The sequence below is a fragment of the Mesorhizobium sp. M0119 genome (assembly GCF_040322615.1).
Classification (GTDB): domain Bacteria; phylum Pseudomonadota; class Alphaproteobacteria; order Rhizobiales; family Rhizobiaceae; genus Mesorhizobium.
In genome coordinates, this window is record NZ_JAMYTU010000009.1 from 49966 (window position 1) to 62944 (window position 12979).

Annotated in this window: 12 protein-coding genes and 1 tRNA gene; 7 read left to right on the forward strand and 6 right to left on the reverse strand. The window is 60.6% G+C overall.

The genetic code is table 11. From position 1 onward, the window contains the following. Positions 1-57: 57 nt before the first annotated feature. From NKJ40_RS11375 to NKJ40_RS11395, 5 genes are all read right to left on the reverse strand, one after another. Positions 58-1113, reverse strand: coding sequence for a DNA polymerase III subunit delta' (locus tag NKJ40_RS11375; RefSeq protein WP_352466178.1), 1056 nt, complete (start codon positions 1111-1113; stop codon positions 58-60). Continuing rightward, positions 1110-1784 (reverse strand): dTMP kinase, encoded by a 675-nt coding sequence (tmk, locus tag NKJ40_RS11380; protein WP_352466179.1) that lies wholly within the window; start codon positions 1782-1784, stop codon positions 1110-1112. Before tmk ends, NKJ40_RS11375 begins: the two co-directional genes overlap by 4 nt. A gap of 64 nt (positions 1785-1848) precedes the next feature. Continuing rightward, the gene (locus tag NKJ40_RS11385; RefSeq protein ID WP_352466180.1) at positions 1849-3009 is read right to left on the reverse strand and encodes a D-alanyl-D-alanine carboxypeptidase family protein; all 1161 of its coding nucleotides are present in this window, start codon (positions 3007-3009) and stop codon (positions 1849-1851) included. Between the two features lie 101 nt (positions 3010-3110). Then, positions 3111-4334: a septal ring lytic transglycosylase RlpA family protein gene (locus NKJ40_RS11390; RefSeq protein ID WP_352466181.1), complete on the reverse strand. Its 1224-nt coding sequence runs from the start codon at positions 4332-4334 to the stop codon at positions 3111-3113. A gap of 271 nt (positions 4335-4605) precedes the next feature. Continuing rightward, positions 4606-5337, reverse strand: coding sequence for a hypothetical protein (locus NKJ40_RS11395; protein WP_352466182.1), 732 nt, complete (start codon positions 5335-5337; stop codon positions 4606-4608). A 622-nt stretch (positions 5338-5959) separates the two neighbouring features. On the opposite strand from NKJ40_RS11395, the gene NKJ40_RS11400 reads away from it, so the two are divergent. From NKJ40_RS11400 to rimO, 7 genes are all read left to right on the forward strand, one after another. Further along, a tRNA-Ser gene (locus NKJ40_RS11400) sits at positions 5960-6049 on the forward strand. 175 nt (positions 6050-6224) lie between these two features. After that, positions 6225-6728, forward strand: a complete 504-nt coding sequence (locus NKJ40_RS11405; RefSeq protein ID WP_352466183.1) for a hypothetical protein — start codon at positions 6225-6227, stop codon at positions 6726-6728. Positions 6729-6902: 174 nt separating this feature from the next. Further along, positions 6903-7502 carry a hypothetical protein gene (locus NKJ40_RS11410; RefSeq protein ID WP_352466184.1) on the forward strand — a complete coding sequence of 200 codons (600 nt, stop codon included), beginning with the start codon at positions 6903-6905 and terminating at the stop codon, positions 7500-7502. A 324-nt stretch (positions 7503-7826) separates the two neighbouring features. Next, positions 7827-8351 carry a helix-turn-helix transcriptional regulator gene (locus tag NKJ40_RS11415; RefSeq protein ID WP_352466185.1) on the forward strand — a complete coding sequence of 175 codons (525 nt, stop codon included), beginning with the start codon at positions 7827-7829 and terminating at the stop codon, positions 8349-8351. A 733-nt stretch (positions 8352-9084) separates the two neighbouring features. Next, positions 9085-9492: a DUF930 domain-containing protein gene (locus tag NKJ40_RS11420; RefSeq protein WP_352466186.1), complete on the forward strand. Its 408-nt coding sequence runs from the start codon at positions 9085-9087 to the stop codon at positions 9490-9492. Positions 9493-9682: 190 nt separating this feature from the next. Next, positions 9683-10342, forward strand: coding sequence for a TerC family protein (locus tag NKJ40_RS11425; protein WP_352466187.1), 660 nt, complete (start codon positions 9683-9685; stop codon positions 10340-10342). Between the two features lie 151 nt (positions 10343-10493). Then, positions 10494-11807, forward strand: coding sequence for a 30S ribosomal protein S12 methylthiotransferase RimO (rimO, locus tag NKJ40_RS11430; protein ID WP_352466188.1), 1314 nt, complete (start codon positions 10494-10496; stop codon positions 11805-11807). Between the two features lie 62 nt (positions 11808-11869). On the opposite strand, the gene NKJ40_RS11435 is transcribed toward rimO, so the two are convergent. After that, positions 11870-12937, reverse strand: coding sequence for a BMP family ABC transporter substrate-binding protein (locus NKJ40_RS11435; RefSeq protein ID WP_352466189.1), 1068 nt, complete (start codon positions 12935-12937; stop codon positions 11870-11872). Positions 12938-12979 lie beyond the last annotated feature (42 nt).

Here is a 12979-nt window from a genome sequence, read left to right on the forward strand (position 1 = left end):
TTCCTGCGATTGATTGGGAATCAATACTCAGGGGCTTCAAAGCCACGCCAGCGGCCGTCACATTCGCATTGCAGAATTCAGGCGGTCGATCATGGTCAGGGCGTGCTGCTTTTTGTCGAGATTGTAGGTCTCGGTTTCAGATATAGCGTTCAAAGCCTCGTGCCAAGTATCCGATAGCGTTTTGGCCCGCGCGAGATCGCCGGCGAGCGCGGCCTGGCTGGCGCCGGCCGACAGCAGATCAAGCGCGCGGCGATTGAATATCTCGAACGGGATCGCCTGGTCGCGGCCGGCGACCGCCTCGGCAAGACGGTAGGCGCCTGCGACATCTATCTTCTTGGACATCACCAGAGCGTCGAGGGTGGCGGCGATTTCAAGCCCGCCATACTGCGTCAACAGGATCGCATTGCGCGCGCTGCCCCCTGCCCGCTGCGCCAGCGCCGCGCGCGCCGCAGGATCCTCCGGTGGCGGCGGCTCGATGCCCTCCAGAACCGTCATCAAGCTCTCGGCATCGAGCGGCGCCAACCGCACCATCTGGCAGCGCGACCGGATCGTCGGCAGCAGACTGCCCGGCGCATGGACGATGAGGATGAACAAGGTGCGCGCGGGTGGCTCTTCAAGATTCTTCAGCAAGGCATTGGCAGCATTGGTGTTCATGTCGTCGGCGGGATCGACGATAACCACCCGGTAGCTGCCGTCGTGCGAGGTCAGCGACAGAAAACGGCTGACCTTGCGGATTTCGTCGACCGTGACCACCGTCTTGAAGCTCCTGGTCTTGTCGTTCGCGGGGCGTGTAAGATGCAGCACCGAAGGATGTGCCCCGGTGGCGATCTGGCGAAACAGCGACGAAGCCGGATCTGGAACGGCAAGGCTTTCCGGCGCCTGCTCGAAGGCCGGGTGCTTCAACAGATGATGCGCCAGGTGAAAGGCCAGCGTCGCCTTGCCGATGCCAACCGGTCCGGCAAAGATCAGTGCGTGCGGTAGCTTTCCCGAGCGATAAGCAGTGGCGAGCATGTTGGCCGCCTGCAGGTGACCGACAAGACGCGGCGTTTCGGATGGCTCCGGCACCCCGTCCAGCGTATCGTGCTGTTCGGGTGCGATGCGTTCGAAAATCATGCCGGCGCCGCCTGCCTGCTTTGCGCCGGCATCATCCTCTCGAGAGCCGCGAAGACGGTGGCGGTAACGACATCCTCCACCGTGTCCGGGTCGGCTGATGCATCCACGACGACGCAGCGTTCGGGTTCAGCCGCGGCGATCGTCAGAAACGCCTCGCGCCGACGTTGGTGGATGGCCAATGTTTCCTTCTCGAAGCGGTCCGGTCCGTCACTGCTGCCCCGCCGGGCGGTAGCGCGCCTCAGGCCCTCGGCGGGGTCGATGTCGAAGATCAGTGTCATGTCCGGCACCATGCCATTGATGGCGACCTTCTCCAATGCGTCCATGAATGCCGGGTCGAGGCCGCCGGTGACGCCCTGGTAGACGCGCGAGGAATCCATGAAACGATCGCAAAGTACGACCGAACCGCGATCGACCGCCGGCCGGATGACCTGTTCGACATGGTCGGATCGCGCTGCGGCGAAAAGCAGAGCTTCCATCTTGGGGCCGAACGGCTCGGCTGCGCCTGAAAGCAGGACATGCCTGACCGCCTCCGCGCCCGGCGAGCCACCCGGCTCACGTGTCACCAGCACGTCGTATTTCTTGGCGCGCATCTTCTTTGCCAGCCGCTCGATCTGCGTCGACTTGCCTGCTCCTTCGCCGCCTTCAAAAGTGATGAAAAATCCGCGCGCCAAAGCCTTTGTCCATACTTCGGGGACCGTATAGTCCCGGCGGGAAAAAAGGTCCACCGCGACGGTGCTAACGCAGCCAGCCGACGGCCAGTTCCTTGGCGGCATCGAGCGCGCGCTGCGGCAGCGAACCGACACCGATCGACTCGGCGGCAAACAGCGGCGTCTCCTGGCTCAGCGTATCGCCGATCCAGACGCGCAGCGCACCCACCGGCTGCCCCTCCTCCACCGGCGCTGCAACCGGTCCGTCATAGACGATTCTGGCGGTGAGCTTGTCGCGGTTGGTGATCGGCAGGAAGATCTGCACCGGTCCTTTTGCTTTTAAAGCGACACCGGACTTGGCGCCGCCAAAGACCTGGGCTTCGCCAACCACTTCGTCGTTGGCGAATATTTCAGTCTTCTCGAAGGAGCGAACGCCCCAGTCGAGCAGCTTTCGCGCTTCCTCAGCACGCTGGCGGTCGTTTGCCAGGCCGCTCATCGCCGCGATCACCCTTGTGCCATTGTGGCTGACCGAGCCGACGATGCCGAAGCCGGATTGCTCGCTGGCGCCGACCGCGAGCCCGTCGGCGCCTATATCCATGGCCAGCAGCGGATTGCGGTTCCTCTGGGAAATCTTGTTCCAGGTAAAATCCTTCTGGCCGTAATAGCGGTAGAGATCCGGGTAGTTGCGCCAGATATGCAGGGCCAGAAGCGCGAGTTCGCGAACGTTCGTTTGCTGCCCATCGGCCGGCAGACCGGTGGAATTGACGAAGGTCGATTTCTGCAGGCCGATCTGGCGGGCGCGGTCGGTCATCTGCGCCGCGAAGTTTGCCTCGGACCCGGCCATTCCTTCAGCGATGACGATGCAGCCATCATTGGCCGCCTGCACGGTCACGCCCTGGATCAGGTCTTCCAGCCGGATCGTCGACTTGAGCTTGGCGAACATGGTCGATGTCCCCGAAGGAGCGCCGCCTTTGCGCCAGGCGTTCTCGCTCACCACGAAGGTGTCTTCGAGCGTCATGCGCCCTGATTTGATGGCGTCGAAGACCACTTCCATCGTCATCAGCTTGGCCAGCGAGGCCGGCGGGATCAACCTGTCGGCGTCCTTGGAAAACAGCACGGTGCCAGTTTCGGCGTCGATCATGAAGGCCTGCGCAGCCTTGGTCTCGAAAAGCTGTGCTGAGGCCGGCACAAGCGAGAGCAGCAGCAGGCCGAGCGTTATGAGCCCGGTGAAAGGCTGGAAAAATTTCATCGGGTCCGCCCAGTGAGCCGGCGCTTTTGCAAGTTGGCAGAAGCTATCAGGCTTTTGCCTGGCGGATCAATCAGGCACGAAAAAACCACGCAGCCCCGAGCTCAGTTGCGTACCGCAAGCGCATCCGGCGCACCATGCGACCACGCCGCCTGCAGCATCTCGTCCAGGCTGCCACGGCCGTCGGCATAGAGGTTGACCGAGTACCAGTCCTTGCCTTCAAGTTCCGAGCGCTGGATTTCGGTCTTGCCGAAGCTGGAAAGCTGGGCAGCCACACGCTCCGCTTCGGCGGCATTCTCGAATGAACCCGCCGCGACATAGGCGGTGGGCGACCCGGTTGGAGGAGCTTGCCGCTTCCACGATTGAAGAATTTCGGCGGGCGACATGCCGGCGCCATCCAACTCGGCAAACGCGTTGGAGGCGCGCTGCACGCGCTCGTCGGCGTAAGACAGCGACGCCACGGTGAACGGCGATTGTGCCGGCAGGTTCATCTCCGGACGCTCGGGCACGATCGGGCCGAAATCGGGCAGTACAATGTCTCCCGAAGCAGATGCCTGCACCGCCATGACAGGCCCTGCATCGGATCCCTGTCCGGAATTCGTCAGCTGACCGGGGAACGGCACGGCAGCAGCGCTTACCGGAAGGCTTGGCGACGGCCCATTCATGGCGACCATGACACCGTTGGGCAGGCCATCCGACGGATCCGGCGCTCTGTTGCCTGGGCGATACGAAGCCATAAGATACTGGCCGTCATTGCCTTCGAGCGGCGCACGGCCGACATATTCGACCTTCACCTCGGCCGTACCGACATTCGCATAATCGAGCATTTCAGCAGCGCGCTTCGACACATCGATGATGCGGCCATCATGATAGGGTCCGCGATCGTTGACGCGCACGATCACCGAGCTGCCGGTCTTCGTGTTGGTGACCCGCGCATAGCTCGGCAGCGGCATCGTCGGATGCGCCGCCGTCAGATCTGCCATGTCGTAGACTTCGCCGTTGGCGGTCAACCGGCCGTGGAAGGCCTCACCGTACCAAGACGCGAGGCCAACCTTGGCGTAGCGCTTGTCCTCCTTCGGATAATACCACTTGCCGCGCACCTGATAGGGCTTGCCGAGCTGGTCGCGTCCGCGAGACGTCTTGAACATCACGCGCGGGCTGGCTTTCACGCCATACTCGGCTTCGGAAAAGTATTCCTTGGAGCGAGGTTTCTTGTTGATCATCGCCTTTTGCTGCGGCCCGGCACATGCCGCAAGAAAGGCTGCCGACAAGGCAAACACCGCGTAAGCGGAAGCGCGACGAAGACGCGGGCGCGCCGTGGTCTGCATATTTTGATTGTCCCCTACAGTCTCGACGAAGGCACCGCAGCATAAACGTCAGCGGTGCCAAAGCACCCACTCCAGAAACGCCGGCGACGCCCTACCCCAATCCTTTTGTGCGCAGGAATTGTTTATCACCGTATTAACCGATTGTGGTCGGAACCGGGCGAGATTGTGGCGCGGACCGTCGCGCCGATCGGCATGAAAATCATCGCTTATCGATCAGCAACGCGGTTCGTGGCGCGTTGCCTTTGGCTTGGCCTGGCTGCGAGCGCAGATTTCAGGGACCGAAGATCACAAGCTCGGTGAACGTCAGATCTCCAGGTGCGGGTGGTCTGGGACCCCTAAAATATTTGAGCCCCTTGTTGGGCCGGTACCATCCCACCAAACCTGCAATCGGCTCCTTGGCGTCGACAAAGCAAACGAGGATTCCGCTTCGCAAAAGAAAGCGCCCCATCGCACCGGCGCAGCGGCTCAAATCCGCAAGCGAGCGGCAATAGATGACCTGATGGCACCGGACAACACCGTGCAACATTCGGCGCGGCATCAACACCACGGGGAACGCTGCTCCGTCGCAAATGCAGATCAACGACAGGCAGCCCAGCGCGGCGTGTTCTGAGAGTATGTATCTCTCACTCTCGGGCAGCATCGCCAATTCCGGAAGATCGGGACGCACTTCGACCACGCGACATGACCGCTGCGCCAAACTTAAAGCCGGCAAGAAGGTAAATTGTCCGCTGGAGAAGAGCCGAAAGCCGAGCGCCCGGTTGGCTTTCAACGTCGCTTGTGCCGGCGATATGTTCGTGTAGGTCACGTCCTTCCGCTTGAGAACCGCCGCAACCAACATGGCGCCATAGGGACGGAATTCTGCGTCGACTGACCAGCTTGAAAGATTGCAGCGAATTTCCTCGCTCTCCGACCCCTGATTGCGAGCATAAAGGGTGAGCACAACGCCGACGATCCGACCGGCATGCTCCAAAGCAAAGCCATATTGTGGGAACTCGGCAACCACAGGCCGCTGCGACAAGCGGGTCAGAGCGTGTATCCAGTAACTCCGGTTACGCGCCGGAAAGCCCCTGCACAGGCAATCGACCACTCCCTCCCAGTCGGTTTCGCGAATTGGTCTACAGCAAAGACCGGGCGGGAGAGCGCCAAGTACGGCCAAATTCAACTCCAGAATACGATTTACTTACATGTGCTTTAATGCACCCAACATATCAGCGCATAACGATTAATAGTCCGTGCGGTTTTAAAAACGATTTTCCACACTCAGCACAAAACACAGCTCGCCATGACGCTGCTCACCGCCCTGGATCGCGCCGAAAGGTGCGGCCGCCACGGTTGACTTGGCGTTGAATGCGGCTTTACAGGAATGGAGCGCGAACCGGTCGGGGAACGTCCTGGTGCCAATCCGGTACCGACGCTCGAACCCGCCCTCTCGCGATATCCTAAGTGGTTGAAAAATCACCTTGGAGGGATGGCCGAGCGGTTTAAGGCACCGGTCTTGAAATTTAGAATCGGTGTTGGCATAACGTTTTGAAATATAAAGGAAATTTATTCGAAAGAACATAAATTTTGCGCCCCTTTTGCGCCACCGCGCGAAGTCAAGGCGCAAAGCGGGCACAAGCCCAAAGGGATGGGTGGCCGAGTGGTTTAAGGCTCTGGTCTTGAAAACCAGCGTAGGGGCAACTCTACCGTGGGTTCGAATCCCACCCCATCCGCCATCGGGCTTTTTGCGGATCGAGAGCCTTCGTGGCATTCTTTGCCGCATGTCGCCGCAAGCCCGCGTCCGCCCCCCCGTTGTCGACAACCCATTCTTCAGCCCCGCCCATCGCGAGGACGCCAGCAAACCCGCGCACGATCCCGGCCGCCGTCAACGTGCGCGAAAGCGCGATCACAATGTTGGCCTCGCGCGGCGCGCTCGATGCCGCGGAGGTAAAGGCGGCCGAGCGGTTCCGGGCATTGTGTGAGGCCATGGCCGGCAAGGGTCTCTCCTCGATCGATCCGGCGCCTATCGTCGTAGACGGCGGCAAGACGCCGGACGGCATCAGCCAACGCCAGATCAATGCCGGGCAGGAATTGCGGCGATGCCGGGCGCTGCTCGGTGCTCGCGGCTATCAACTCGTGGCACTTGTTTGCGGTCAGGGCATGGCCTTGCACGAGATCGCGGCCATCAAGCGCGAAAGTCTGACAGCCGCCGACATGTTGCGGTGGTGCCTGGACGATCTTGCCGCCTTGTGGGGCATCTGCGACGCGGCGGCGGTAATGGCCTGCTTTGCCGCCTATCGGCCCGTCAGCGCGCGTCCCGGCCTTGGCCGGAGGAAAGTTGGCGGCGGCGGAAATGCCCGCCTGTGGGGGCGGATACACGCCTACATTGCTGGACGGCACGCCTTGCTTCGGTAAAGCTCCGAATCGCGGGGGCCACTGGCAATCCCGCAGAGTCGGCGGGTTCAGGCAACGCCCATCGAAAGATGGGCCGCCGACTTTCCACTTTGGCCGGAACGTAATTTTCGAGCGTCCGCCGCACAATGCCGGGATCGGCTCGCTCGGCGTCGCGGATCAGGCGGGCGTTCGTGGATGCCTTGGCGAGATGATTTCGGTTGCCTTGGCAAGTTTACCGTCTCGAAACTTGCTCTTGTCACCGCCATGAGCGCCGATCTCGCCCCGTTCCTGCGCCGCGTCGTATTCGTCGGCGAGCCGCCGTTTGGCGTGGCGACCCATGGCGCGCTGACATTTCGTCACGTGCCGGCATCCGGGCGCGGCGCGAACTCGCTCCAACCAAATCTTGCACGGAGCGCGAAAGCGATTGCCTTCAGCGCGGTGCCTTCATTTGCCGCCGGCCAGGCGCAACAGATTGCGGATCAGCTCGGCCTCGACCTTTGCTGCGCCTCGGTCCAGTTCGTGTTCGCCTCCATGAGAGTCGCCGCGCCAACTGACCGAAACCGGATCCGCCATCCGCGATACGGCTTGGCTGACTCGGTGGTGCTCGTAACGCTCGTTGAGCGGGGCGTGGTGGCGGTGGTGGTCATGGGGATCTCCCATATTTATGGTCAGTTTCGAGATAAAAGAGCTGTACGAAGTTCTGATAATCTTGCCCTTTCGTGGGAGGGCTGTGTGGTGTCGGAAACAGGTGAGCAGGAATACTATCGGCAGCTTGGCGGCATGAAGAAATCTTAAGAAATGCATTCCGAGATAAGTTTCTGGATGCGAAGCTAACGACAATCTTCAATTTGGTTCGTATAGAATCGCGTATTGTGGAAGCGTGGTTGAGGAATCCACTTGCTTCGGGCTGGTGAAACTTTGGGCAGGGGTAGAAAATGACTCTGATCGATAGACACACTGAAGCTGCAGCTGGCAACCGATACATTGTGATGAGGACCAAGTATGACCGTGAGGCGCATACGAAGGGGCCCTCTTATGCCTATTCAGATCGTCCATCAGATCGACTGGGCGCAGGGGTCGGGGAGCCAAGAGCACGCAGCCTGGAATCCATAACCCGGCATGCTTGATCGCATCGGCTGCGGCTATCTCGTGCTGAACCGCGAGAGGAAAGTGGTCGAATGGAACGCCGCCGCTCAAACCACGCTGGAGCGCCAGGGCGAAGTGGCCGATACGGCCAGCGGGCTTTCGGTGGCCTTGAGGCGGCTGATCGCGAATGTTCCGGCCCATTTCCTGCCGGGCTCACTATCGTGGGTAGTGATCCGCAGCAGCGGCGACAGGCCGGTGATATTGGACGAGAACGGGTTTATCGCTCCTGACGGAACGAGCATTGTGGCGTTGCTGGACCGCGAGAACAGGTCGGGGCCAAATCCTCAGACACTGCAAAAGATGTTTGGCTTGACGAGCGCGGAAACGCAGCTCGCGTTGCGTTTGGCTCAGGGCGATGCGCCTTTGGAGATTGCCCGCAGTTGGCGCCTCAGCCGCACCACGATCCGCTCCCAGCTTGCCTCGCTGTTCGCCAAGACCGAAACGAAACGTCAGGCGGAACTGGTGGCTCTTCTTGGGCGCATTTCAGTCTTGCCATAAGGGCGTCGTTTGGATCCATCTCAGCAAACAGCCAATCCCGAAACGCTTTGACTTCATGGGGTTCGCGGTGTCCGCTAACAAGCGACAAGCTCCGCTACCCGGATGCCAGTTGGCTCCCGGAGGGCGGGAGGTAGGCTGTACCCTATCTCCCGTTCGGGCACACTGCCACTTTGGCCTGAAGTGGCAAATTCTGCAACGAGCGGGTTTTTAGTCTACAGATTTTTCGGCTCGATCAGGCTTGAGTTTTGCAGCGGTTGAATTATTCAAGCGCCGGGTGCGGCTTCGGCCGGTTCAAGTGGGTCGGTCACAGATCGCTTGTTCGCTCGACGGCTTTGCTCGGCACCGGCTGTGAGTACAGCACGATCATACCCGACTGTGCCCTTCGCCGCCCCAGCTACGATCAGCCTCTGAACTGTCAACGGCTGCATAGATGTGCAGCATGAAAGGCGATACGTGACATTCGCTCTCCAAGGCCCAATGACCGGATATCGGGCACAACAATTGCCTCAGGATATACAAAAAAGGCGCATGCAAGGCATGACCAGCCAAAACACCGGGTTCCTGAACATCGGGGTGATCCAAAACCAGGACGGCGCCGGCGCACTCGATGTGGTCGACTACATCCGGCCATTCTAAATCGACAGCAGCATGAAAACGAAAACTGTCAACCCGCCGCGCCAAGCACGGACACACACCGGCAGCTGCCTCGTCGGGTTGATTTCTCCGCCCGAATATGATGCTTCTCCCGCCTATGAATAAACTATTTTCTGCGGTTCTCGCATGGATGATACTGGCTTGGCCGGCCAGCGCGATGGACAGCGCATTGCGCGCCGGCCTGCTGAAACTCGATCCGCAAACCCGGCTGGAGCAGCGATGCGACGCCGAAATTCTCGACCGGATTACCCGCGACGACCACAAATACAAAGCCGATCGTGTCGTCGCCTACGCTTTTGCGACGCCCGAAATGGGCGCCGATGCGATCAAGAGCCCGGGTGCTGCGTTTCGCAGCAAGGGACAATGGTACCGGCTGAAATTCAAATGCGAGACAGCGCCGGACCATATGGAAGTCCTGCAGCTCCGCTACCGGATCGGTGATGAAATTCCGGAAAGCGACTGGCCCAAATACAATCTCTATAACTAGGCATTCGCGACCTGTGGCCGCATTTTGCCGGTGTTCGGGCCGATCGTCGCAAACTCTGTATATTGCCGCAATAACGGGCGGTTTGCCGACCTTGTTCCAACCGGTCCCTTGACGCGCGGGAACCATACACGTTAGGGCCTCCAGGCATTCGACGCGAACGGTCGGCCAACCAGCAAGGGACTTCCAGTCGATGGAAATTTTCACTGCCGCGGGCTTCTCTGCCCTGCTCCAGGTCATCGCCATCGACCTCGTGCTTGCAGGCGATAACGCCATCGTCATCGGCCTGGCCGCGGCGGGCTTGCCGGTCGAGCAGCGCAAGAGAGCGATTCTCATCGGCGTGGTGGCGGCGACGGTGCTGCGTATCGGTTTTGCCGCGATCACCGTCACTCTGCTGCAGATTGTCGGCCTGCTGCTGGCCGGCGGCATCTTGCTGCTGTGGGTGTGCTGGAAGATGTATCGCGAGCTGCGCACGTCCCATGCCGACGAGGTGGAGGCGACCGAAGCGCTGTCCAATTCTGATATCAACAGCGATGATATGGTGGCCGGCAAGGCGCGCAAGAAGACCTTGGGTCAGGCGGCATTGCAGATCGTCATCGCCGACGTGTCGATGTCGCTCGATAACGTTCTGGCGGTCGCCGGCGCAGCGCGCGATCACTTCCAGGTGCTGGTGATCGGCCTCGTCCTGTCGATCGCGTTGATGGGCCTTGCCGCGAGCTTCATCGCCAAGCTGCTGCACCGCCATCGCTGGATCGCCTATATCGGCCTTTTGATCATCTTCTATGTCGCGCTCGATATGATCTATCGAGGCGCTGCGGAAGTCTTGCCGCATGTCAGCAGTGCGATGAGCTGACGCATCGACTCGAATTCGCATCGGCCGGCCTTTCAGCTTCGGCGAGCCTTCGTCGAAGCTGGCGGTTGCGTTTCGCCGCAGCCGCTGCCCATACCAATGCGGCAACAAGTGTGGTACTGCGCCGCCAATCCTGACAATCCGGAAAGCTTTGATGTCCGCCCCTCGCGTCAGTTTCGTCAGCCTTGGATGCCCGAAAGCCCTTGTGGATTCGGAGCGCATCATCACGCGCCTGCGCGCCGAGGGTTACGAGATCGCCCGCAAGCACGACGGTGCCGACCTGGTCGTCGTCAACACTTGTGGCTTCCTCGATTCGGCCCGCGACGAATCGCTCAACGCTATCGGCTCAGCACTTTCAGAGAATGGCAAAGTCATCGTCACCGGCTGCCTCGGCGCCGAGCCGGACGTCATCCGTGAAAGACATCCGAACGTCCTCGCCATCACCGGACCACAAGCTTATGAAAGCGTGATGGCGGCAGTGCATGAGGCTGCCCCCCCGAGCCACGATCCCTACATCGACCTTTTGCCGCCGCAGGGCGTCAAGCTCACGCCGCGCCACTATGCATATCTCAAGATTTCGGAAGGCTGCAACAACCGCTGCACCTTCTGCATCATACCGGCGCTGCGTGGCGACCTCGTATCGCGGCCCGCCGCCGACGTGTTGCGCGAAGCCGAGAAGCTGGCCAAGGCCGGCGTCAAGGAGATCCTCGTCATTTCGCAGGACACAAGCGCCTACGGCATCGACATCAAGTATCAGGCAAGCCAGTTCGGCGACCGCGAAGTGCGGGCGAAATTCTTGGATTTGTCGGAAGAACTGGGCAAGCTCGGTGTCTGGGTGCGCATGCACTATGTCTATCCCTACCCGCATGTCGCAGACGTCATCCCACTGATGGCCGAAGGCAAGATTCTTCCCTATCTCGACATTCCGTTCCAGCACGCCTCGCCGCAGGTGCTGAAGAATATGCGTCGGCCAGCTCATGGCGAAAAGACGCTCGAGCGCATTCGCGGCTGGCGCGACGTCTGCCCGGACCTTGCCATCCGCTCCACCTTCATCGTTGGCTTCCCCGGCGAGACGGATGACGATTTCGAGATGCTGCTCGACTGGCTGGACGAAGCCAAGATCGACCGCGCCGGCTGTTTCAAATACGAGCCGGTCAGAGGCGCCCGCTCCAACGAGCTCGGCCTCGAGCAAGTGCCGCAGGAGATCAAGGAAGCCCGCTGGCATCGCTTCATGCAGCGCCAGCAGAAGATTTCGGCAACACAGCTCACCAAGAAAATCGGTAAGCGCCTGCCTGTCCTGATCGACGAGGCGCATGGCAATTCGGCCAAGGGCCGGACCAAATACGACGCGCCCGAAATCGACGGTTCGGTCCATATCCAGTCGCGGCGGCCACTGCGCGCGGGCGACATCGTCACGGTCAAGATCGAGCGCGCCGACGCTTACGACCTTTACGGCTCAGCAGTCTGATATTCCGTCCAAAATAAAAGGGCGCCGCGTGGCGCCCTTTCGTTCGATATGTTTCCGACTGCCTACTGCGGCAGCTTGTCGTCGACGCCCTTCACGTAGAAATTCATGCCGAGCAACGTGGCGTCGTCGGCGACCTCGCCCTCCTTCAGCCAAGGTGTGCCGTCCTGCTTGGCGATCGGCCCGGTGAAGGGATTCCAGCCGTCGGCGATCTTCTTGGTAGTGGCTTCGGCCATCGCCTTGACGTCGTCGGGCATGTTGGTGAACGGCGCCAGCTTGACGGCGCCGTCTTTAATGCCGAGCCAGACATTGTCGGGCTTCCAGGTGCCGTCGAGCGCCGCCTGGACGCGGCTGATGTAGTATGGACCCCACTCGTCGGTCAGCGCGGTCAGCTGCGCGTGCGGCGCGAACTTGATCATATCGGAAGACTGGCCGAAGCCGTGCAGCTTGCGCTCCTCCGCCACCTGCAAGGCAGCGGTCGAGTCGGTATGCTGGACAATGATATCGGCGCCCTGGTCGAACAATGCCTTGGCAGCGTCGGCCTCCTTGCCCGGATCGAACCAGGAGTTCACCCACACGATCTTCGCCTTGAAGTTCGGGTTGATCGACTGTGCGCCGAGCATAAAGGAATTTATGCCCATCACCACTTCCGGGATCGGGAAGGAAACGATGTAGCCGGCGACGCCCGACTTCGATTGCTTGGCGGCAATCTGGCCGAGCACGTAGCGGCCTTCATAGAAACGCGCATTGTAGATGCCGAGATTTTCGGCCGTCTTGTAACCGGTGGCGTGCTCGAACATCACCTTGGGGAATTTCTTGGCGATCTTCACTTCCGGGTCCATGAAGCCGAAGGACGTGCCGAATATGATCTTGCATCCCTCGCGTGCTAGGCGCTCGAAGGCGCGATCGGCATCGGGGCCTTCGGAGACGTTTTCGAGATAGGCGGTCTCGACCTTGTCGCCGAGTGCCTTTTCCACCTCGAGGCGGCCTTGGTCGTGCTGGTAGGAGTAGCCGAAATCGCCGATCGGGCCGGTGTAGACCCAGCAGGCCTTCAGCTTGTCCGCCGCCTGGGCTGAGGCCGCCAATGACAATGCGGCCGTCGTCGCCATCAGGGCAATAAGCAGTTTTTTCATTGTGTTACCTCTCTGAGTTAAGCCTTGGAGCTTCCGTCTTTT

Coding starts and splice junctions, on each gene's coding strand:
- NKJ40_RS11435 (WP_352466189.1), bottom strand. CDS start 12,937: ATGAAAAAACTGCTTATTGCCCTGATGGCGACGACGGCCGCATTGTCA.
- rimO (WP_352466188.1), top strand. CDS start 10,494: ATGTCCGCCCCTCGCGTCAGTTTCGTCAGCCTTGGATGCCCGAAAGCC.
- NKJ40_RS11425 (WP_352466187.1), top strand. CDS start 9,683: ATGGAAATTTTCACTGCCGCGGGCTTCTCTGCCCTGCTCCAGGTCATC.
- NKJ40_RS11420 (WP_352466186.1), top strand. CDS start 9,085: ATGATGCTTCTCCCGCCTATGAATAAACTATTTTCTGCGGTTCTCGCA.
- NKJ40_RS11405 (WP_352466183.1), top strand. CDS start 6,225: ATGTTGGCCTCGCGCGGCGCGCTCGATGCCGCGGAGGTAAAGGCGGCC.
- NKJ40_RS11410 (WP_352466184.1), top strand. CDS start 6,903: ATGCCTTGGCGAGATGATTTCGGTTGCCTTGGCAAGTTTACCGTCTCG.
- NKJ40_RS11375 (WP_352466178.1), bottom strand. CDS start 1,113: ATGATTTTCGAACGCATCGCACCCGAACAGCACGATACGCTGGACGGG.
- NKJ40_RS11385 (WP_352466180.1), bottom strand. CDS start 3,009: ATGAAATTTTTCCAGCCTTTCACCGGGCTCATAACGCTCGGCCTGCTG.
- NKJ40_RS11390 (WP_352466181.1), bottom strand. CDS start 4,334: ATGCAGACCACGGCGCGCCCGCGTCTTCGTCGCGCTTCCGCTTACGCG.
- NKJ40_RS11415 (WP_352466185.1), top strand. CDS start 7,827: ATGCTTGATCGCATCGGCTGCGGCTATCTCGTGCTGAACCGCGAGAGG.